At 42.3% G+C, this 19,754-nt stretch carries 18 protein-coding genes; 6 read left to right on the top strand and 12 right to left on the bottom strand.

What is annotated here, in order from left to right:
- Position 1: 1 nt before the first annotated feature.
- Entirely contained in the window at positions 2-754 is a 753-nt protein-coding gene (locus IE164_RS07230) for an Hpt domain-containing response regulator (RefSeq protein WP_189629549.1), read from the bottom strand.
- A gap of 43 nt (positions 755-797) precedes the next feature.
- Here IE164_RS07230 and miaA point away from each other — a divergent pair, with 43 nt between their 5' ends.
- Positions 798-1,730: a tRNA (adenosine(37)-N6)-dimethylallyltransferase MiaA gene (gene miaA, locus IE164_RS07235; RefSeq protein WP_189629550.1), complete on the top strand. Its 933-nt coding sequence runs from the start codon at positions 798-800 to the stop codon at positions 1,728-1,730.
- Here miaA and IE164_RS07240 read toward each other — a convergent pair.
- The gene (locus IE164_RS07240) at positions 1,704-2,144 is read right to left on the bottom strand and encodes a hypothetical protein (protein WP_189629551.1); all 441 of its coding nucleotides are present in this window, start codon (positions 2,142-2,144) and stop codon (positions 1,704-1,706) included. The two genes, miaA and IE164_RS07240, sit on opposite strands and share 27 nt — an antisense overlap.
- A gap of 72 nt (positions 2,145-2,216) precedes the next feature.
- Here IE164_RS07240 and IE164_RS07245 point away from each other — a divergent pair, with 72 nt between their 5' ends.
- Positions 2,217-3,530, top strand: a complete 1,314-nt coding sequence (locus IE164_RS07245; protein WP_189629552.1) for a glycosyltransferase family 4 protein — start codon at positions 2,217-2,219, stop codon at positions 3,528-3,530.
- On the opposite strand, the gene IE164_RS07250 is transcribed toward IE164_RS07245, so the two are convergent.
- Entirely contained in the window at positions 3,516-4,991 is a 1,476-nt protein-coding gene (locus IE164_RS07250) for an oligosaccharide flippase family protein (protein ID WP_189629553.1), read from the bottom strand. The two genes, IE164_RS07245 and IE164_RS07250, sit on opposite strands and share 15 nt — an antisense overlap.
- Positions 4,991-5,707, bottom strand: coding sequence for an O-methyltransferase (locus IE164_RS07255; protein WP_189629554.1), 717 nt, complete (start codon positions 5,705-5,707; stop codon positions 4,991-4,993). Before IE164_RS07255 ends, IE164_RS07250 begins: the two co-directional genes overlap by 1 nt.
- 79 nt (positions 5,708-5,786) lie before the next feature.
- On the opposite strand from IE164_RS07255, the gene IE164_RS07260 reads away from it, so the two are divergent.
- On the top strand, positions 5,787-6,998 hold the full coding sequence (locus tag IE164_RS07260) for a glycosyltransferase family 4 protein (protein ID WP_189629555.1): 1,212 nt from the start codon (positions 5,787-5,789) through the stop codon (positions 6,996-6,998).
- Here the strand turns inward: IE164_RS07260 and IE164_RS07265 are convergent.
- Complete coding sequence (locus IE164_RS07265; protein ID WP_189629556.1) at positions 6,985-9,429, bottom strand: YfhO family protein; 2,445 nt, start codon at positions 9,427-9,429, stop codon at positions 6,985-6,987. The genes IE164_RS07260 and IE164_RS07265 overlap by 14 nt on opposite strands.
- A gap of 142 nt (positions 9,430-9,571) precedes the next feature.
- On the opposite strand from IE164_RS07265, the gene ffh reads away from it, so the two are divergent.
- Together ffh and IE164_RS07275 are read left to right on the top strand one after the other, a co-directional pair.
- A complete protein-coding gene (gene ffh / locus IE164_RS07270; RefSeq protein WP_189629557.1) occupies positions 9,572-10,906 on the top strand; it encodes a signal recognition particle protein in 1,335 nt (444 codons plus the stop codon).
- 91 nt (positions 10,907-10,997) lie between these two features.
- Positions 10,998-11,714 (top strand): hypothetical protein, encoded by a 717-nt coding sequence (locus IE164_RS07275; protein WP_189629558.1) that lies wholly within the window; start codon positions 10,998-11,000, stop codon positions 11,712-11,714.
- A 94-nt stretch (positions 11,715-11,808) separates the two neighbouring features.
- On the opposite strand, the gene IE164_RS07280 is transcribed toward IE164_RS07275, so the two are convergent.
- From IE164_RS07280 to IE164_RS07295, 4 genes are all read right to left on the bottom strand, one after another.
- Positions 11,809-12,456, bottom strand: a complete 648-nt coding sequence (locus IE164_RS07280) for a hypothetical protein (protein ID WP_189629559.1) — start codon at positions 12,454-12,456, stop codon at positions 11,809-11,811.
- A gap of 144 nt (positions 12,457-12,600) precedes the next feature.
- On the bottom strand, positions 12,601-13,101 hold the full coding sequence (locus IE164_RS07285; RefSeq protein ID WP_189629560.1) for a uridine kinase family protein: 501 nt from the start codon (positions 13,099-13,101) through the stop codon (positions 12,601-12,603).
- Positions 13,102-13,400: 299 nt separating this feature from the next.
- Positions 13,401-14,378, bottom strand: coding sequence for a pyruvate dehydrogenase complex E1 component subunit beta (locus IE164_RS07290; RefSeq protein WP_189629561.1), 978 nt, complete (start codon positions 14,376-14,378; stop codon positions 13,401-13,403).
- Between the two features lie 133 nt (positions 14,379-14,511).
- Positions 14,512-16,305, bottom strand: coding sequence for a tetratricopeptide repeat protein (locus IE164_RS07295; RefSeq protein WP_189629562.1), 1,794 nt, complete (start codon positions 16,303-16,305; stop codon positions 14,512-14,514).
- 124 nt (positions 16,306-16,429) lie between these two features.
- Between IE164_RS07295 and IE164_RS07300 the strand changes: the two genes are divergently transcribed.
- Positions 16,430-16,648: a PspC domain-containing protein gene (locus IE164_RS07300; protein WP_189629563.1), complete on the top strand. Its 219-nt coding sequence runs from the start codon at positions 16,430-16,432 to the stop codon at positions 16,646-16,648.
- On the opposite strand, the gene IE164_RS07305 is transcribed toward IE164_RS07300, so the two are convergent.
- Genes IE164_RS07305 through IE164_RS18515 form a run of 3 tightly spaced genes read right to left on the bottom strand, consistent with a single transcriptional unit; the run spans position 16,645 to position 19,667 of the window.
- Positions 16,645-17,664 (bottom strand): glycosyltransferase family 2 protein, encoded by a 1,020-nt coding sequence (locus IE164_RS07305; RefSeq protein WP_189629564.1) that lies wholly within the window; start codon positions 17,662-17,664, stop codon positions 16,645-16,647. The genes IE164_RS07300 and IE164_RS07305 overlap by 4 nt on opposite strands.
- Positions 17,664-17,996, bottom strand: a complete 333-nt coding sequence (locus IE164_RS07310; RefSeq protein WP_189629565.1) for a YbaB/EbfC family nucleoid-associated protein — start codon at positions 17,994-17,996, stop codon at positions 17,664-17,666. The genes IE164_RS07305 and IE164_RS07310 overlap by 1 nt, the downstream gene beginning before the upstream one ends.
- A 21-nt stretch (positions 17,997-18,017) precedes the next feature.
- Positions 18,018-19,667, bottom strand: coding sequence for a T9SS type B sorting domain-containing protein (locus tag IE164_RS18515; RefSeq protein ID WP_229838574.1), 1,650 nt, complete (start codon positions 19,665-19,667; stop codon positions 18,018-18,020).
- Positions 19,668-19,754: the final 87 nt, after the last annotated feature.

Below are 19,754 nucleotides of genomic sequence, written 5' to 3' on the forward strand. Positions count from 1 at the left end.
ACTAATAAATCTTTAACAGTCTTCTATGGTCTTTAAAAAGAAAGTCGCCATATTCTAAAAATTCATCGAGAATAGAAACAGCCCTATCCCATTTTTCTTCTTTAATGTATGACTCTATGGTAGAGGCCATAGAAGAAAGAGTGGTGAATCCGAAAGAACCAGCATTTCCTTTTATATTATGCAAGATACTCAAAATTTCAGTGTACTTATGATTGCTCTTTAAAAATGAAATTGATTGAAGATTTGATTTAGTCTCTTCAACAAATTCATCAATTAATAAGAGTAGTGAGTCTTTATCGGTGTATCTAAGTAGGTCCTGAATTACTTCTTCGTCTACATGTTCATCTTCCTGAAAAGGGCTGGCCCCGTTGGTCTTGCTAAAATTGGTAATCCAGTATTTAATGGTTTCTACCAATACGTTAGGTTTTACAGGTTTCAGAATGTAATCGTTAAAGCCAAATTCAATGATTTGCTTCTTATCGGCATTATCCGAGAAAGCAGTTATTGCTAAAACAGGGCAATATAAACCAAATTCTTCTTTAATTCGGTTGTAGCACTCAAAACCATCCATTTCGGGCATCTGAATGTCTACTAAAATCAAATCGAACTGGCGTAATCGTAATTCTTCCAGAGCCCTATACCCGCTTTCTACTAATACGGGTTCCAGGCTGTTGTTGGAAAGTACTGATTTTAAATATTTTCTATTAATGTCATTGTCATCAATGACCAGAATGCTGTTGTGTCTATTATTCATACTGCAATTTCAATTATAATATATTTGGGTGCGTAAATTCAACATGAGCTCAATAAAAAAGCACTTAATATGTATTGTGGGGCCAACAGCCGTAGGTAAAACGGCATTGGCCATAGAAGTTGCTGAATACTTTCAAACTGAAATACTATCAGCAGACTCCAGGCAATTTTACAGAGAACTTGAAATTGGTACTGCAAAGCCTAACGCTCAAGAATTGAGCCGAGTATCGCATCATTTTATAAATTCTCATTCTATTCATGATTCTTACGATGTTGGAAAGTTCGAAAAGGACGCTCTGCGCTTAATAGAACAACTCCATAGGCAACATGATGTTTTGGTATTGGTGGGCGGATCGGGACTTTTTGTGAATGCCGTTTGCCATGGATTGGACGAGTTTCCCGAAGTGCCCGGGGAGGTAAGACAAAAACTGAATGATGAACTGGAAGAGAACGGTTTGAGCCCGTTGGTAGAAGAGCTGAAAAGAACAGACCCTGAATATGCAGCTGTTGTTGACTTGCACAACCCGCAGCGAGTTATTAGAGCCCTTGAAGTAATACGCGTCAGCGGTAGACCATTTTCTCATTTTAGGAAAAACCAGAACAAAAAACACCGACCGTTCTGCGTTCATAAAATTGGACTGCACATGGAAAGAGAAAAACTCTATGAGCGTATTGATGCGCGCATGGATGCCATGATTGAGCAAGGGCTTTTTGAAGAAGCAGAAAAACTGTTGGCTTTGGAGCATCTGAACGCGTTGCAAACCGTGGGGTATCAGGAGATTTTTCCTTACCTAAAGGGAGAATACAGTAGGGAGGAGGCTATTCGGTTGCTCAAAAGAAACTCGAGGAGATATGCCAAACGGCAGCTTACGTGGTTTAGAAGGGATTCAGAAGTACAATGGTTTAAACCTGATTCTGCCGAAGAAGTAGTCTCTTATCTCAAAGAACAGTTAAAATTGTCTGAAACCGAATGCTGAGGCTACTGCCGAAGCAGGCGATTTGCCAATGAAAGAGTTGTACTCCTTGGCTTTGGACTTTAGGTTTTGAATAAGCTCTTGCTGTCTATGATTGAGCGCATTTAATTTATGAGCTAGGTCTTCATTGGCGAGTTGCTTGGTGGCTTGCTCTAATTCTTCGATGAATTCTTCTTCTTTTTTATAACTCTGAAACCTGTCTGTAGAGGTTTTTCGAAGCTTTTCGGCAAGCTCTTGCAGAGCGGGGTAGTTCTGTTCGTGTTGTAAAACCAGTTGTTTCCTTTCGCGACTGTTGGCTGCCATGGCATCAATAACCCGGTTAAGGTTGGCCTTTCTTGGCTTTATTTGATTGTATGTATAGAGAGTGTAAAGTAATATTAAGCCTAATAAAGCGACAAAAAGTGGTAAAAAGCCCATGGTAGATTCGTTGAGTTTGACCTGTATTGATGGCTGAAATAAGATTTTTTTCTTCTTAATTGCAAGTCTACTATGGAGCGCACTAATTCTGGCAATACTCAACAACTAACCCCAAAAGAGCTAAAGCCTGTTCTTATTGTAACCTATTATTGGCCGCCTAGCGGAGGAGCCGGAGTGCAGCGTTGGCTCAAGTTTAGCAAGTACCTGCCTTCTTATGGATGGAGACCTATAATTTTTACTCCGGAAAACCCTGATTTCGACCTGAAAGATGAATCGTTGGTTCATGATATTCACCCGGAAGTGGAAGTGCTGAAGTTTCCCATTTGGGAACCATACAGTATTTTCAAGAAACTATCGGGGCAAAAGGAGTTAAAACAAGGGCAAATTTTGGAAGACGCCAACAATAGCCTTCTGAAGCAATTAGCTGTTTGGCTTCGTGGAAATTTATTTGTGCCCGACCCCAAAATATTTTGGGTAAAACCGGCATCTAACTATTTACTGAGTATTCTGGAGACCAACCATATAAGGCATGTGATAACCACCGGGCCACCTCATAGTTTGCATCTTATTGGTAAACGACTAAAGATGAAAGTGCCATCGCTTACCTGGGTAGCAGATTTTAGAGATCCATGGACACAATGGGAGATTCTTCAGGAAATGAAAATTACAGCTCCCCTTTGGAAACGCCACCAAAAGCTGGAACAGGAAGTTATAAAGGTGTCTGACGCACTGTTGGTAACTAGCCAAAGTGCAAGAGATGAGTTTAAGCGGCTTGGGGCACGTTCGGTAAAAGTAATTACTAATGGATATGACGATGCTGACGAAATGCCCGAACAGCTTAATCGTGATCAAAAGTTTATTCTAAGCCATGTTGGAATGCTCAGTAGGCAAAGGAATCCGAAAAACCTATGGAAGGCAATAGATGCTTTGGCAGTGACACACGCTGATATGGCACTTAAACTAATTGGGATTTTAAGCGATGAAGTGCGCAACGAGGTGGAGCAGCATGTGGCTTTAAAGAAGTGTACTACCATTGAGCCCTCCGTGCCCCATCAGGAGGTTTTTTCTTTGTACGCTCAAAGCAATGTGCTCATACTTATTCAAACTCAAACGGAAAGGCTCCAAACGCAACTTCCGGGTAAGCTTTTTGAATATTTGAGAGCAAAGAAGCCCATTTTGGCTATTGGCGATGTGCACAGTGATTTGGCGACTATTCTTAGGGAGTGTAATGCTGGAAAGTGCTTCGATTATGATGACTATACTGGCATAAAGGAATTTTTGGAAGCAGCCTACGAACAGCAATTGGATTTGACCTATGAAAATATTGAACAGTATAGCAGGCACCAGCTCACTGGGCAACTTGCCACTTGGTTAACGCAGATTTAATTTCTCCAAAACCTGATGGATCAGATTGTTAAATTCATCCGACACTTTTAGCCAATAAGCCAAGCCAAGCACAAAGAAAGCAATCATGGTAGAGCGAAGCAGTAAATCCAATAAAGGATTGTTGAAAGGCACAACCAAGCTATTTAAAATCAATGCGCCTGCTGCAATGGCCAACAGCACCAGTGTTTTTGAGTTGAAAGGCTGTATGCCAAACTTATACCATACAAAAATATACTTGGTTAGGTTAAAGGTGAGCATGGCTAAAAAGGAAGCCACAGCAGCACCCTCTATGCCAAAAAGTGGAATAAGCCAAAGGTTTAAGAGAATAGTAAGCACGGCCAAAACGGCCACTGCAACAACATTAAACCGAAAGTATTTAGACATGACAATGATTTCGCCATTGGTGCCAAAAGCCATGTCGGAAAGCTTACCTAAGCCAATAAAGAGCACTACATTAACTCCGGTCAGATAGGCCTCGTTATTGGGGATGAATGCATAAATATTGCTCAAATTAGCCCAGATGCCAATAAGAAGCAGCGAGCCGATTAACAACTGATTGATTGATGTTTGTTGGTAAAGTTTTTTTACCGCAGCCATGTCATGCTTATTAAAAGATTGAGCCAGCAAGGCTGAGCTCAGTTGTGCTATGGCTCTTTTGGGCATTTCAATGACTATTCCAATAAAGAAAGCTATGGTATAAATACCGGTTTCCTCCAGCCCCAGGCTACCACTAATCATTACACTATCAATTTGAAGTATTATTTGAGTGCCTCCGGCTCCTATAAGAGAAAATAAGCCATAATGTACAATCCGTTTCAACCGGCCTTGCTTTAGAAACCCAAAGTCTAACGAAAAATGGAGCTCTCTATTTCTGGCAAAATGAATAAGAAGACCCAAAAGTACGGTTGCATATATGGCTATGAGAAGATAAACAAGTTGGTTGAACCGCAGATAGCCAAAACCATAGCACAGCAGAAAAGCCATAGTTAGCACTCTCAGACCAATGTCTTTCATTAGGGTTGGAAAAACTATTTTTAATAGGCTTCTGGAATAAGCTTCTAGCAATTGAAAGAGTATAATCAGGTAAGATACAATGAGTGTCACCTGGAAATATTCTACAAAAAGAGGAGATTCCCTGGAAAAGTAGTTTACAATTTGCCGTTGAAAGACCCCGGTAAACCCACACAGTAAGAGGAATCCCATGGTTCCACCAACGAGGGCAGCGGCAAGGTAGCCCTTCTTGTGTTTAAACTCAGGGTAGAATTTTATGAAGCTCTGGGCCAGGCCCATTTGGCCAAATGTAGCCAGTAAATAAGCCGTACTTTGTATCAGTCGAAACAGTCCAACTTGTTCGGTGCTTAGAAAATAAGGGTATAGCCATAAGATATTTACATAGCCAATAGCTACTCCAAAGTAGGAGATGATTGAGGACCGTATGCTTTGTCTGATGATTATACCCATTATGGTTTTCTCCAGATGGTAGTATTCGTTAGGCCAGTTGTAGTTTCAATTTTTGGCCAACTTGCCAATGCCTCATGAATCCTTTTGTATCTAGCTCTTTCAGAATTATCTAAAACAAGCAGGCCTCCCGACTTAAGTTTTTCAATACTATTGAGTGCACAGGTTGTTCGCGCTCGGCCATCTACCAGCACAAAATCAAAGCTTTCCGGCTCGAACTGAAGTATAAAATCAGTGTATGATTTAAATAAAGAATCAGGCACCGGAAAGAGTTCTACGGGCATAAAAACCTGTTGTTCACTGCTCAAGTGTTGCTGTGGTACATTTTGTTCTGCTTCGATCAGGAAGTATTTTACCTGCGGCAAGGTATTCAGTTTTTCTTTCACAAGGTTGTACCATTTCTCTTCGTGTTCAATGCTTACATAAGACTCAAAGTATGGCGCAAAGAAAGTGGTACTTCGACCACTGCCATATTCTAATCCCTCGCTGGCATTTTGGAGTAATTGAGTAAGGGCGAATATGGCATCAGGACAAAGCCATGGTTCTGTTGGATGTGCTTTTTGATAAAGGTTATACCGGTATTTTAAGTAGGGTCTCCTTAACCGATACGTAAAATAGCCCAGTGTAAGGCTTTTCTTTCGACTATAATTTTTCCTGGCAAATGGCTTGCTGTACACCAGGTCTCTGACCTTATTGAACTGCGATAAACTGATTGGCATGACAAGCTTCGAAACTAATAAATCATAGCATAAAAAAGCATTTGCTTTGATATTTTAAACAGATAATCAATCTTGCCACATGCGCATTGCCTTTTTTTTGGATCAATCTTTTCCACCTGATTCGAGAGTTGAAAATGAGGCTCATTCATTAATTCAAGCAGGCCACCAGGTTCATTTATTTTCCCTCAATTATAAGAAGCTTTCTCCTTCAAGGGTTACAATCAATGGCATAGAGGTTTACAGATGCAAGGCGGGTAAACTACTCTATAAGGCCTCGGCTCTGGCTTATGAATGGGGTTACTTTCATAATAGCCTTAGGGAACCGATTAAGGAGTTCATTGAGGAGATCAGACCAGATGCACTTCATGTGCATGATATGTTACTCGCCAAGGCAGTAATGGATGTGAATGATCGGTATTATAGGCTACCTCTCACGTTGGATTTGCACGAGAACAGACCCGAGATTATGCAATACTACCCGCATTTACAAAAATTCCCTGCCAAGCATCTGGTGAAAATCGACCTGTGGAAAAGCGCTCAGAATGAACTCATCAGGAGGGCTGATAAGGTGGTAATGGTTACCCCTGAGGCAATCGATGTGGCTGTTAGAGACACGCAGGAGCCTAGATCCAAGTTCTTGGCAGTGGCCAACACAATTTCGCCCGAAATTTACTGGAATTACCCCATTGATACGAAGGTGGTAAAGCGGTTTAAAAAGGGCTTCGATGTTGTTTATGTGGGTGACACGGGCTTGCGGAGAGGAACAGATACAGCAGTAAGGGCAATGCAAACGGTGGTGAAGTATATTCCACAGGCTCAGCTGGTTCTTGTAGGTAAAAGCACCGAGGATAGTCAGCTGAAACAACTGGTGGCGGATTTGGGACTCGGAGCTCATGTGCTTTTTGAAGGCTGGCAGGATGTTTCACTTTTCCCTTCCTATATTAAAGGTGCTGAGGTTTGCATCTCTCCATTGCATAGAAACCTTCACCACGATACAACTCTAGCCAATAAGCTATTTCAATACATGGCCGGAGAAAGGGCAGTAGTAGCGAGTGATTGTCCGGCTCAGGTTTCAGTAGTTAACAAAGCCAAAGCAGGGTTGATATTTGAGGCAGCAAATCACGAACAATTAGCAACCTGCCTTTTAGAACTTTATAATAACCCCACATTGGCCAGAGAGTTTGGAGAGAATGGTAAGAAAGCTGTTGAATCAGAGTATAACTGGGATTGTACAGCTAAATCTCTTATTAATTATTATACTCAATTGTCAGAGGTACTCAATTTTCCCTAAGACTAAAATAAACACTCCCGGCAAAAGCTAACAAGACCATTAGGCTCATTACCTGCATCACGGTACTCCCTACAGAATAAATCTTTGGTTCAAAGCTGAACTCAATGGTATGATCGCCTGCAGGTATGGCCAGTGCTCTTAAAATGTAATTGGCTCTGAGCATGTCTACTTCTTCGCCATCAATGGTTACTCTGAAGCCCTTGGGGTAATGCACCTCCGAGAAAACAGCAAAACCATCGGATGTATTGGAGCTTTCATATTTCCAGTAACCCGGTTTGTATTCTACCAAATTAATGGTGCCGTTGGCCGATGTACTGAGCCCCTGAGGCACCTCCCCTGCATTTACTATGGCTGTAATAGCCGGTGTGGTAAGGTTTCGGGTGGCATTGAATTCGCCATCGGCATCTTCCACATAGTTTAATTCTTTTACAAACCAGGCAGCACCAAGGGCATTTGGGTTTTGAATCACATCTCCGGCTGCTTGAGGGGCGGTAATAAAAAATCGTGTATTGAGCATGTTGAGGACCGGAGTCTGGCTAAAGTCCGGTATACTACCTGCATTAAGGGCTTGAGCAACCAATGAATATTCTGGTAGTATTACATTATCAATTAGCTCCTGATACCTTCTGATTCTTGCTCCGTGGTACCCGTTCACCAGATGATGGTGGTAGGCAGCTCTTGCACTGTAGAACTGTGCCGAAAGGTCTATAACTCTGTCCCCGTTCTTTTTGGTTTGCTTAATGTAACGGTCGGCAGGCGTCTCTGCAAAAACATTGCTTCTGAAGTTGGTGCTATAGTTGTCTTTGCCAATGAATCTGGCGCTCACAATTAATATTTCTGAGGAACCAATGACAACGAGAAGCAAGGTGGCCAACCCCTTTTTAAGTTTCCCTACCTTATAAAGGTAGAAGGTAAGAGCAAAAATGCCGATGAAGAAAAAAGCTCTCCATGCATCGGCAGAAAACAGGTCTTTACGGTCGTTTTTTAATGCCCGAGCAAGTTCTTGCGGAAGTTGGGAGTCATATGTACCTCTAAAGCTAAACATACCCGTGCTCAGGCCAAGCAGCAGAGCCAAACCGGCTGTAGAGCCAAGCGCTATCCATAGTTTCTTTTGCAAGGTTTTGTCCCATTTAAGCTCCACCAGCTTTTGAAGTGCCATCATTCCCAGCAGGCCAATGGAGAAGATGGGCATCACCATTGTGAAGGTGACCGATCTAAACTTATTGTAACCGGGAAAATACTCGAACATAAAATTGTTGAACCAGCCAAGGTTGCGTCCATAACTCAGTAGAATGCCTAATATGGCCACAGAAACTAACCAGACCACATACTTACGCTCTACAAGAAAGCAGCCCAGTACAAACAGAAAAACCATAATGGCTCCGGCATAGTAGGTAGTAGGGCTCTCACTACCCCAGTAAGCCCTAAACCGCGGGTCATAATTCAAAAACTGACCCAATTGTAGGTTGTTTACTCCATTGGCTCGTAAAAAATCGGCAGTCTCAGAATCAGTAGAAAGAGGGGCATTACCGCCCAATGCATTAGGGATAAATAGGGTGAAAGGATCCCAAATACCATTGGAATACTGAAAGGCATATGTAGGTGAAAGGCCATCGGCATTCATTTCCTCATCCACCTGCTGAGAAAGTTCTGACTTCCCTCGGTTAGAATATTTACCATATTCATAGGTGGCATAAAACTCACCAAAGAAAGTACCAATGGCCATTAGCGCGGCTACAATTAAAAGACTCAACCGTTGCACATAAAGGCGCAACTGCCCTTCCCGGTAGGCATAGATGAGTTGTATTAGACCATAAATACCTATTATAAAGGCTAGGTAATAAGTAATCTGTAAGTGATTCACCCTTAGCTGCATTGCCAGAGCAAGGGCTGTAAGGCTTGCGCCCAGCCATTTGTTGCGGTTAAAGCAAAGGTGAATTCCTCCCATAACCAGTGGCATAAACGAAACAGCCGATATGCGGGCGTTATGACCGGCTGTGAGCCCGATAATGTTATAAGAAGATAAACCAAAAGCAACCGACCCTATCAGTGCCAGATATGGTTTAACTCTAAAACACAATAGCATAATGTAGAAAGAAAGCATGCTGGCAAAAATTATTCTTACCGGGTGAGGAAGCCCTACAGAATAAACAGCATGTGCATATTTAATAAGCTGATTGCCCCATTTCACACTGATAAGGTAAGCAGGCATGCCTCCAAATATAGAATTGGTCCATAAGCCTTCTTTGCCAGTAGCTTCTCTGTGTTCTATCAACTCCTGGGCACTTGCTTCCCATTGAATAATATCACTCTGGTTCAGGTTTTTATTGTCGAAAAAGACCGGGTTGAAAAAGGCTACAGTGATTACCAAAAATACCAGTACGGCTATCAGATGCGGCAACACATGTTGCGAAAAGTTGATCTTCTTCATGCTATCTATATCAATTTGCGACACAATATGTTCATTAGGCCACTAATAGAAAAGCCAAAGCCGCTATTTGTCTGTTTTACTCGGTTTAGCGGCTTTTTAAGACAGGAAAAATGGCTATTTTTGCAAGCCAAAAGTTGAAAGCATGTTTGAGAATTTAAGCGGCAAGCTAGATAAGGCCTTTAAGACCTTAAAAGGTCAGGGTTCGATCACAGAAATAAACGTAGCCACCACAGTCAAAGAGATCAGACGAGCACTGATTGATGCTGATGTTAACTATAAAGTAGCAAAGGAGGTAACCGACAAAATTAAAGAAGAGGCACTCGGCAGAGATGTACTCATATCGGTTTCTCCCGGCCAGCTACTTGTTAAGATCGTTAACGAAGAACTAACCCAAATGATGGGTGGCAAAAAGGTAGATATGACCCTGCAGGGAGATCCTGCGGTGGTGCTTATTTCCGGCTTGCAGGGTTCAGGTAAAACCACTTTTTCAGGTAAGCTTGCCCGAATGCTCAAATCACAAGGGCGGCAGGTGTTGCTTACTGCCTGCGATATCTACCGTCCGGCTGCCATTGATCAGTTGAAGGTATTGGGAGAGCAAATTGGTGTGGAGGTTTATGCCGAGCCTGAGAATAAAAATGCTGTTGAAATTGCCAACAATGCCATTAAACATGCTAAGTCAACAGGGAAAAAGATCGTTATAGTCGATACAGCCGGTCGATTGGCGGTCGATGAGCAAATGATGCAAGAGATTGAAGGGCTCAAAAAAGCACTGAACCCTTCTGAAACCTTGTTTGTGGTCGATTCAATGACGGGTCAGGATGCTGTGAACACAGCTAAAACTTTCAACGAAAGGCTCGATTTTGACGGAGTAGTACTCACCAAACTCGATGGTGATACCCGCGGTGGTGCGGCCCTTTCGATCAGAACGGTAGTAGACAAACCCATTAAGTTCATTTCTACCGGAGAGAAGATGGAGGCTATTGATGTCTTCCATCCAGACCGTATGGCCAACCGAATATTGGGTATGGGCGATGTGGTGTCGTTGGTAGAAAAAGCGCAACAGACCTTTGATGAGGAAGAAGCCAAGAAGCTCAACAAAAAGATTCGCCAGAATAAGTTCGATTTTGATGATTTCTTGTCGCAGCTAGAGCAAATTAAGAAAATGGGTAACCTGAAAGACCTTATGGGTATGATACCCGGAATGGGAAAGGCTTTGAAGGGGCTTGATATTGATGACGATTCCTTTAAGCCGATTGAAGCCATTATCCGCTCAATGACTAAAGATGAGCGGGCTAACCCAGAGATTATTAATGGTAGCCGAAGAAAGCGAATTGCCGATGGCTCGGGTACTTCTATTCAGGAGGTAAATAACCTTATGAAGCAGTTTGCCGACATGCGAAAAATGATGAAAATGATGAATAAAGTAGGAGGCAAGCGAGCCATGCAAAGCTTGGCTCAAATGGGCGGCAGGAGATAAGCCTCAAGCATTTATAGTACATGTGAACTAAGGAATCATGCAAAGTCTTGCTCTAAAAAGCGCGCGCCATAATTCTAATCGATAAGCAGCGATGAAACTCTACTTTAGCCTCTTGATAATTGTTACATTATCTAGTTGCTCTTTAGATAACCAGGAGGGTATTAAAACTATCGATACAGGTGCATTTGAAATTGATGTTCCAGATAGTTGGAAGTATCACAAAGAAAAAGGGGACGACAGCTTTGTTGGAAGAATTGTTGGTAATGAAATTGAGCTGTTTTTTGATTGGAGTGAAATGGGGTATGCCAACTCTCTTATTTTAACAGAACAGGAATACATTTACGAGCATGATTATTTGTGGATGCCTGTAAATCTGCCTTATGGGAAAGATGGCGTCATTTATACAACAGGAGATATAGAAGGAGTAAGACAACAAATAATGAGAGAGAAAGGGATCAGAGATCCTTTATTAGTCAAAGTTGAACCATTCCAAATTCCAATGAAGCAAGTTATTCATTCAGGTAATGAATACGCTGCAATCCTCACTTACAAAGACACTTCTATTAGGGTAGCTATTGAAATACCCGAGGAAATCAGAAATCATAATATTCAGGTTGATACGGTGGGTCACTATATATGTAAATTAATCACACCTCGCAAAGGGATCGATGGAATGACGGGTGTTTACTTTAAAGATTTAAATTCCAATTTTAACTTTAACATAGTAGGCAGTATAAAACGAATAAGAGATCAAGAATCAGCAATACGAGCCTTCAAAACGATTAAAATTAAAAGAGAGGTAAACTGAGTATAGTAAAACCTATGCTCAATATTGTTCCTGAGGTTGGTTGGCTGAGACTTTCATATCTAACTTACTTGTCTCAGTTTGCAGCTAGGATTTTTCATTGTTCTTCTGCGGGTTCTGCCACAAGCCCTCTAGACTCTTTGTACGATTCCCATTTTATCCATGCCATTTGGTGATCATAGTCGGCTGTTTGAAAGGTGAGCTTGTAGCGCTTTCGGTTGTCGTCTAGCAAGGTAGTGTTGCTTGCCGCCTGTATTTTTATACTGTCCGGCTTCTTATTCACCCGGTATTCAATGTCCATGCTGTCGGCTTTCCATCGAAGAATGTAGTGATCCAGATTCTCGTTGATCCGGTATTTACCTTTTTGATACGATAATACCCGTTCCGATTCTAAAAGCTTTTTATTGTGATAGTCAGTAATATAAATCTTAGCCATTCCGTAGCGGTTGAGGAACTCTTGAGTCTTGTCTTCGCGCAGATAGACCTGGATTTTAACTAATAAGCTATCGATAAAGTATAGGTTAATATCTTCTATGAAGTACGATTCTACCAGGTAGTCCAGGCGGTGAAGCTTGTATATGCTAAAATCATCAGTGTAAAACTCGCCATAGTGTTTGAACACCCGCAAATCCAAATCTTTTAGGTGTTGATTGAGCTCTAGCGAAGAAAATTGAAAGTAGTAATCCGGCATTTCAGCCAATACACGGGTGATGGGTTCTTCTTTTTTGGGCTCGGATTCTACCATTCTTTTTGACGAATCGGGCTCTTTTTGTGGGGGGGTGCAGCCCAATAAGACAACAGAGAGAATTGGTATAACTATGAAATACTTCAAATTAACTAATTATTTCGTTAAATAAAGTGTTTCTATTTCTTAAATCCAAAAGCGTAATTAAATAAGTTGTGCGGCTAAGAGTACCTGTTGAGCGTCAATAGTTTCCGTGCCGCTAAGCATAATATCAGGAGTTATTTTGTGAGGGTTATGATATTTGAGGTGAGAATGCCAAACATGCTCTAAAAACCACTCCGGTTCATTACCCCAGCGGGTTTCCTTCATACGTCTCTGCAGATAGGTTTCGTAGGGAATGTCTATGGCAATGGTAAGAGAGGCGTTTTTTATTATTTGTAGATCTGTGAAAGCAAAAATGCCTTCAGCGACTACATAGCGATTTTCATTCAAAGAACTGTCGATGGTGTTTCTCCATCTGTTCCAGTCGATTGAATCGGGGGTTTCCCAATCAATCCTGTCTTTAATGGTGGGGATTTCCGATTGGGCTTTCACAAATTCATCCTGATCCAGATGGATGGAATCATGCAGAAGGGCACATAGTTCTTTCGAAAATGACGATTTTCCCGATCGGCTGACCCCGGCTACTAAAATCAGTTGACCCATCTGTTGATTTTAAACCTTACTTTCTCTCTCTTCTGAGTTTCCATGGAGTACATCTTTATGTTGCTTTGTACTTCAGGGAAATTAATCTATGTGCTTGTTGGTGCTCTGAGCTAGAGCCTTTTCAACAGTAGGCAATTTAAGTGGTGTTTTGAATTATGAGAAAGAATCCATTTGTTTTCTGCGTTCAAAGAGGCCTCAATTAAGTAGGGGAGATGGGTATAATATTTTCTCCTATGGCGTTGATGAGCATAAAAAAAGCCCTGTCAGTTCCGACAGGGCTCTTTTTTAGTTTTTTCTTACTATCTGTACATAACTGCATCTACCGCGTCTAGTGTCCGCTTTACATTAGGTAGAATGGCATCGATGAGCGTAGGGGCATAAGGCAACGGAAGATCCATGCTGTTTACCCTTTTTACAGGTGCGTCCAGATAATCGAAGGCATCTTTTTGTACGTTGAAGGCAATATCGGTTGAAATAGAAGCCAGTGGCCAGGCTTCTTCAACAATCACCAATCGATTGGTTTTCTTAACGGAGCCTATAACAGTTTTATAGTCAATGGGGCGTACTGATCGTAGATCAATTACTTCTGCACTAATGTCTTTTTTGGCCAGTTCGTCTGCTGCTTCAATGGCAATCTTCATCATTTTACCGAAGGAAACGAGTGTTACATCGCTACCCTCTTTTACAATATTGGCCTGGCCAATAGGCAAGAGGTATTCTCCCTCAGGTACTTCTCCTTTATCGCCATACATGAGCTCAGACTCCATAAAGATAACCGGGTCTTCATCTCTTATAGACGACTTGAGCAAACCTTTAGCATCGTAGGGGTTAGAAGGTACTACCACCTTGAGTCCGGGAGTATTGGCATACCAGTTTTCAAAGTTTTGAGAATGCTGAGAGCTTAGCATTCCGGCATTACCGGTTGGTCCTCTAAAAACTATAGGCATTGGAAACTGACCACCTGACATAGACATCATTTTGGCGGCTGAGTTAATAACCTGGTCTATGGCCACCAACGAGAAGTTGAAGGTCATAAATTCAATGATCGGACGCAGGCCATTCATGGCTGCTCCAACACCAATTCCTGCAAAGCCCAGTTCGGCAATAGGGGTATCTATAACTCTTTCCGGTCCAAACTCATCGAGCATGCCCTGGCTCACTTTGTAAGCACCATTGTATTCAGCAACTTCTTCTCCCATGAGAAAGACTTTTTGGTCTCTTCTCATTTCCTCAGACATGGCTTCCCTTAAGGCTTCTCTGAATTGTATTTCTCTCATTGAACTTGGTTTTTAGCGGGCGTAAAAATACACAATCAGGGTTCAAATCCCAATATAGAATTGCTTTAGAATTGGGTATAAAAAAAGCCCCGAATCACATTCGGGGCTTTCGAGTATTTTTTTAATGATTTACTTATTTCAGTAAGTCAAAAAATGCTTGTGAGCCAGTGTATTGTCTAAACTCAAGGTCGTTAGCAGCTTTAGCTCTCAAAGAAGCATCGGCACTAATGGCATTTCTCAGGTGCTCAATTACTTTGTTCTCGTTGTCCTGACGGGCAGCGGCAACTGCAGCAGCATAGTGAGCAACTACATAACCTCTGTCGCTGCTAATTACACTTTCCAAAGTAGACTGTGCATTTCTGAAGTCTTTTCTCAACAACTGTACAAGGCCTTTGTTGAACTGATCAACAGAACGGTTAGTAGCTCTGTTCAATGAACCAATGGCAAGATCGTAACGACCTACTTTGATTTCTACAGCTCCTTTGGCACCGTTAATACCTTGGCTTACTTCGTTGCTTGGGTTCATTCCGGCTGCTTTTGTAAGCGCATCGTGTGCTCCCCAAAGGTTGCCTTGCATAGCTAGAGCCATACCAATGTTGGCTTGAGCATATACGTTAGCTTGTTTTTGGTTAGAAATATTGAAGTGGTTCAATGCAGTTCTAACATGGTTAGTCATTTCTCTGCCAGAAGTTTGCATGGCTAACTGTAGGTGTACAGCACCTAGGTTGTTGTGCACTACGTAAGTATCGCTTTTCTTGGCAGCAGCTTCGTAGATTTTTTGCTTTTCAGTAAGTGAAGGGTTGTTGGCAGCAGCATAAAGCAATTCTTCAAGAGAAAGAGCGCTTGCCGAAGCCGAACCGTTAGCTATTTGAGTAGCCAGCGTAGCAATTTCTTCTCTCGATTTCTTTGGCTTCACAGTCAACACTTCTGTTTTAGCTGTTCTAAGCTTAGGGTAGATGTCTTTAAACACTTTGTTGTAAGTGCTTAGTTTTTGTAGCTGCTTTTCTTTTTGCTCAAATGAACCGGCTCCATTGATAATGTTAGTCCACTCTGCTTTTTGAGCCGCAGTGATACCATCGTAGCTGGCAAGCATAGATTTTAGACCGTTCCAGTCCTGAACAATTGGCTTAAGAATAAATCTGATCTGATCAGCCATGCCTTTGTAGTCATACTGATCCATTTTTTCTCTATACCACTTTTCAATGGCGGCAGCTCTTTCCTGAGAAAGCTCTGAGTTGAATGTTTCTCTACCTTCAGGAGAGTGAGTACCGGTAATGGTAACAGTTCTTGTTACGTTTTTCTCGGCAATAAAGGCAGCAAAACGCTCACCTCTGTCACTGTTTTTCTCAGAAGTTTTGAATACCGATTTTCCCTGATCGAAGTAGAACTCTACGTTAGTAGGGATCAATTCTTCCTGATCGTTGTAACCGTGAGGGGCATAAGAGGCATAGTAAGAAGACTGTACCAGTCTTGAGGTAGTGATTACGCCATCGGCAATGCCAAGTCGCTCGGTCTCAAGGTAGTTGCCGTTCTTAGGGTTTAGTGCACGGCCTTGAACCTGAAGATTACCTCTTTCCATACCCTCTACAAATGGGAAGGCATAGGTTTCGGTTTTCTTTGGTTGTTCGGTACCAGCATTAGGGTAGTCAACTTCTCTGAACTCTATGGTTTTTAGCTGACGCTCTTGTGTTCCGTAGGTATAGAAAGTATTCAGTTGGTACACCTTGCCTGGTTTAAGCATTTTAACCGGAAGGTTGGCAGATAACTCGAATCTTACAGTGTCTGCATGTACCTCAAGTGGGCTTGGAGTCACCGTTAGTTGTTGATCTTTGGCCATTTTCTTCATGGTGCTGAGTGCACAGCCCGTGAATGAGAAGATGCCCACAAGTGCAACTAGAAAAAACTTTTTAGCAGTTCGGGTTTTCATAAGAATTTTGATTGTTTTCGTCTGTTTAAGCCTGATTTAGCAGGCTGCAAGTTTAATAATTTTTTAGTACTTTCCGATTTCACCAATTGGAATTTGTTTCTAAATTGGTACATCTTTTAGCTAAATGGAAAGAATTCAGCAGTTTTTTGAGAATCAGGCCTTTGGGGTATGCACCAAACTAGGGGAGAAGCTCAATCTTTCTACCTCTAGCATCCGTTTGTTTTTCATTTACTCTTCTTTTCTAACCTTTGGCTCCCCTCTCATTGTTTATTTGGGTTTGGCCTATATCATCAACATTAGAAAACATCTTAGAAGAAGACAAAACCCTGTTTGGTATAATTAGGGTAGGTTTTTTCGGTTCAGATTGGCAAACACTTTCCGGCCTTTTACAAAATACTGCCAGGTTATAAACCCTCGGTAGATTGGAATGTTGGGTAAACTTTGGCTTTTCTTGCTTCTTTTAGCCCATGTTCTTCTCATATACCAAAAAGTGCTCAAGTGGGCGTGCAGAATGGCCAGGCCGTGTTGTGGGCCGCTTTGTACAGAAAACTTGAATACAGCTACCCAATCCAGGGCTAAGCGCAAAGGGAATTTCCACAGCAGGTGGCCAATGGTTTCGTTTTTAATGAGCAGGCTTAGGCCATTTCTAAAGTTGAGGTAAGTTTTTTTGGGTTTCGACTTGTCTAATGTGCCTCCACCCAAATGAAATACGATGCTTTCGGTTGCTACACTCACCTGAAACCCGGCATTCCAAATGCGCCAACAGAGATCTATTTCTTCCATATGGGCAAAAAAGTCTTCATCGAGACCGCCAAGTTTTAGGTAGGTTTTGCGGTGCACGAAAAGGCAGCTGCCCGAGGCCCAAAAAATGGGAGTGTTGGTGTTATACTGGCCGTTGTCTTTTTCGAGCGTTTCAAAAATCCGGCCGCGACAAAAAGGGTAGCCCATCCAATCGATATAACCACCGGCAGCTCCGGCATATTCGAAAGTATCTTTCTTCTTATAATCGAGTATTTTGGGTTGAAGGGCCTTAATGGTTCTGTTTTGTTCTAGCAACTGTAAGGGAGCATGAATCCACCCTTTGGTTACTTCCACATCGGTATTGAGTAGCACCACATACTCAGACTCAATTAGGGGTAGTGCTTTGTTGTAACCACCGCAAAAACCATGATTTTGAGAAAAAGCAATGGTTTTTACGGAAGGAAAATTTGCCTTTACCCACTGGAGTGAATCATCGGTAGAGCCATTGTCTACCAGATATACGGTGTGTGGTTGGCTGTGTGCAACTACCGATGGTAAGAATGTTTCCAGGTGGGCTCTCCCATTGTAGTTGAGGAGAACAACAGAAAGTTTTTCCATTAAAATAAATTGCCCAGATCCATTCCGGGAATATTGGGCATAAGCCCCTCAGTACTTTTCTTAATTTCTTCTTTTGCCCGGATGTCGGCCTTTTCCATGGCATTGTTAATGGCCGCAACGGTAAGGTCCTGAAGCATTTCTTTGTCATCCTTGCTCAACAGGCTTTCGTCAATTTCAATAGAGACTACGCTTTTTTTGCCGTTTACAGTGGCTTTTACCATTCCTGCTCCGGCTTCACCGGTTTCTTCAATGAACTCCAGCTTCTCTTGGGCTTCTTTCATTTTGGCTTGCATCTCCTTCACCTTGCCCATCATTTTCATCATATCAAACATGGCCTGTATTTTTTGTCAAAGCTATCGAATTAATATAAAAGAACCTGTTCTTCTTATGGGTTGGTTGTCCGCATTCTCGAACGAGACACGGTAAAGATAGGTTCCGGATGCCGCGGGCTCACCGTTAAAATTTCCGTCCCAACCTTCTGAGGGGTTGGTGGTTTCAAAAACGAGACTTCCCCATCGGCTGTAAACACTCAGTACAAAGTTGTTATAAATTCCATCACTTACTTTGAAAATGTCATTGATTCCATCGCCATTGGGGCTAAAAGCATTAGGAACACCCAGGTTGGTAGAAAGTATGAGGCATACTTGCTCACTGGTTTCGGAAAGGTTGCCACACGCGTCTTCATAAACCAACCGGTAACATACCTCGGAAGTACCCGGTGGAATGGTGGTGTCTGTTATTTCTGTTTCTGCGGTGCTAAATATCTCTGCAAAGTCTGTTTCAATATCTTTCCTGTACAGAATGTATCGCCCCAAGGGAAAATTAGTGGCTGGCAGAACTACTTCTACCACAGCACCCCGAACGCTTATTTGAGGAGCCGGTGGAGCCGGTAAAGTGAAGGGCTGACCATTAAATGGTTCAAGGCTTTGGCTCAGAGATGTAACCCCGTTAAACACAGACACCATTTGTAGGGTGCCTAGTTCGGTACAGCTGTTGAAAGAAAGGGATTGTCCGTTGCTATTTTCAGCCTCAGAGTAAGTTTGCCATTCCAAACCGTTCAGGTGTAGCCGTATGTCGCTAAAGTCTGTGGTGCTGGTAAGCCAGGCAATGGTCATTTCTATATCATCGTCAACCGATTCATCATATAAACTAAAGGCAATGGTGTAACCTGTCTCCGAATAAATGGTTTGAGTGCCACAGTCATCGGCTACCATCAGGCGGATACCCACATAAGAATCTTTTAAAGAAAGAGCGTTGTTGCTATACTCAAATGAGGTAGGGTTGTTGTCAGGATCAATAGAAGTAACTACCTCAAATCCGTTGCCCCGGTTAATTTCGAGGGTATAATTGAGGTTAGGTTCAAGTTCCTCATAGGCAATTCGAAAACTTTGCTCATCCACTACTTCTACTGTGTTGAGAACGGGAGGAGGGAGGTTTTCAAAAGAGGATACGTTGAAAATAGCTACACGGCAACTGGAGGCATTGCCTGTGTTGAGCATGCCACGCACGGTGAGCCGATAAACTCCGGGAGTGCTATAGCTGTAGTTTAGGGGGCTTTCGCCATCGTGTTCTACTATGTTATTGTCTCCAAAGTCTATTCGATAAAAATCGTATATGTCCTGATCTTTCCGGAATTCCAGTTGCACGCTGTTGCCCTGGCAGGAGTTGTAAGAAACCTGTGGCGGATCGTTAGGATATACAGTGATTTTTAGGCTGTCGTATTCTCTGATTACCCCCTGATCGACCAATATGATATGGTATGTGCCGGGGTCAAGGTACTCAATAGTATTCTCTTCTCCGGGGTCCAGGGCTCCATCTGCATTGGTAAACTGTGGGTTGTTAGGATCGCCATCTATGGTGTAAAATAAGGTGCCCGGTTTAAGGCCGGTGTGTTTAATTACAAATGAAAGGGGGGCACAACCGGCTACAAAATCAGATTCTATCCAACCCTTACTACTATTGAACTGGCCATAAGCGCCATAGGGCAGTGCAAAAAGCAGCATGAGCAGTATAAATTTACCCCACCGGCTTCGTGTCAATAATGAAAGGATATGAACGTGAAGAATATCCATTTGAACTATCCAATAAAC

The organism is Roseivirga thermotolerans, assembly GCF_014653175.1.
GTDB classification, from domain to species: domain Bacteria; phylum Bacteroidota; class Bacteroidia; order Cytophagales; family Cyclobacteriaceae; genus Roseivirga; species Roseivirga thermotolerans.

Excerpts from the sequence above, each read along its gene's own strand:
- IE164_RS07230 (WP_189629549.1), bottom strand. The coding sequence starts at position 754 with ATGAATAATAGACACAACAGCATTCTGGTCATTGATGACAATGACATT.
- miaA (WP_189629550.1), top strand. The coding sequence starts at position 798 with ATGAGCTCAATAAAAAAGCACTTAATATGTATTGTGGGGCCAACAGCC.
- IE164_RS07240 (WP_189629551.1), bottom strand. The coding sequence starts at position 2,144 with ATGGGCTTTTTACCACTTTTTGTCGCTTTATTAGGCTTAATATTACTT.
- IE164_RS07245 (WP_189629552.1), top strand. The coding sequence starts at position 2,217 with ATGGAGCGCACTAATTCTGGCAATACTCAACAACTAACCCCAAAAGAG.
- IE164_RS07250 (WP_189629553.1), bottom strand. The coding sequence starts at position 4,991 with ATGGGTATAATCATCAGACAAAGCATACGGTCCTCAATCATCTCCTAC.
- IE164_RS07255 (WP_189629554.1), bottom strand. The coding sequence starts at position 5,707 with ATGCCAATCAGTTTATCGCAGTTCAATAAGGTCAGAGACCTGGTGTAC.
- IE164_RS07260 (WP_189629555.1), top strand. The coding sequence starts at position 5,787 with ATGCGCATTGCCTTTTTTTTGGATCAATCTTTTCCACCTGATTCGAGA.
- IE164_RS07265 (WP_189629556.1), bottom strand. The coding sequence starts at position 9,429 with ATGAAGAAGATCAACTTTTCGCAACATGTGTTGCCGCATCTGATAGCC.
- ffh (WP_189629557.1), top strand. The coding sequence starts at position 9,572 with ATGTTTGAGAATTTAAGCGGCAAGCTAGATAAGGCCTTTAAGACCTTA.
- IE164_RS07275 (WP_189629558.1), top strand. The coding sequence starts at position 10,998 with ATGAAACTCTACTTTAGCCTCTTGATAATTGTTACATTATCTAGTTGC.
- IE164_RS07280 (WP_189629559.1), bottom strand. The coding sequence starts at position 12,456 with ATGGTAGAATCCGAGCCCAAAAAAGAAGAACCCATCACCCGTGTATTG.
- IE164_RS07285 (WP_189629560.1), bottom strand. The coding sequence starts at position 13,101 with ATGGGTCAACTGATTTTAGTAGCCGGGGTCAGCCGATCGGGAAAATCG.
- IE164_RS07290 (WP_189629561.1), bottom strand. The coding sequence starts at position 14,378 with ATGAGAGAAATACAATTCAGAGAAGCCTTAAGGGAAGCCATGTCTGAG.
- IE164_RS07295 (WP_189629562.1), bottom strand. The coding sequence starts at position 16,305 with ATGAAAACCCGAACTGCTAAAAAGTTTTTTCTAGTTGCACTTGTGGGC.
- IE164_RS07300 (WP_189629563.1), top strand. The coding sequence starts at position 16,430 with ATGGAAAGAATTCAGCAGTTTTTTGAGAATCAGGCCTTTGGGGTATGC.
- IE164_RS07305 (WP_189629564.1), bottom strand. The coding sequence starts at position 17,664 with ATGGAAAAACTTTCTGTTGTTCTCCTCAACTACAATGGGAGAGCCCAC.
- IE164_RS07310 (WP_189629565.1), bottom strand. The coding sequence starts at position 17,996 with ATGTTTGATATGATGAAAATGATGGGCAAGGTGAAGGAGATGCAAGCC.
- IE164_RS18515 (WP_229838574.1), bottom strand. The coding sequence starts at position 19,667 with ATGCTGCTTTTTGCACTGCCCTATGGCGCTTATGGCCAGTTCAATAGT.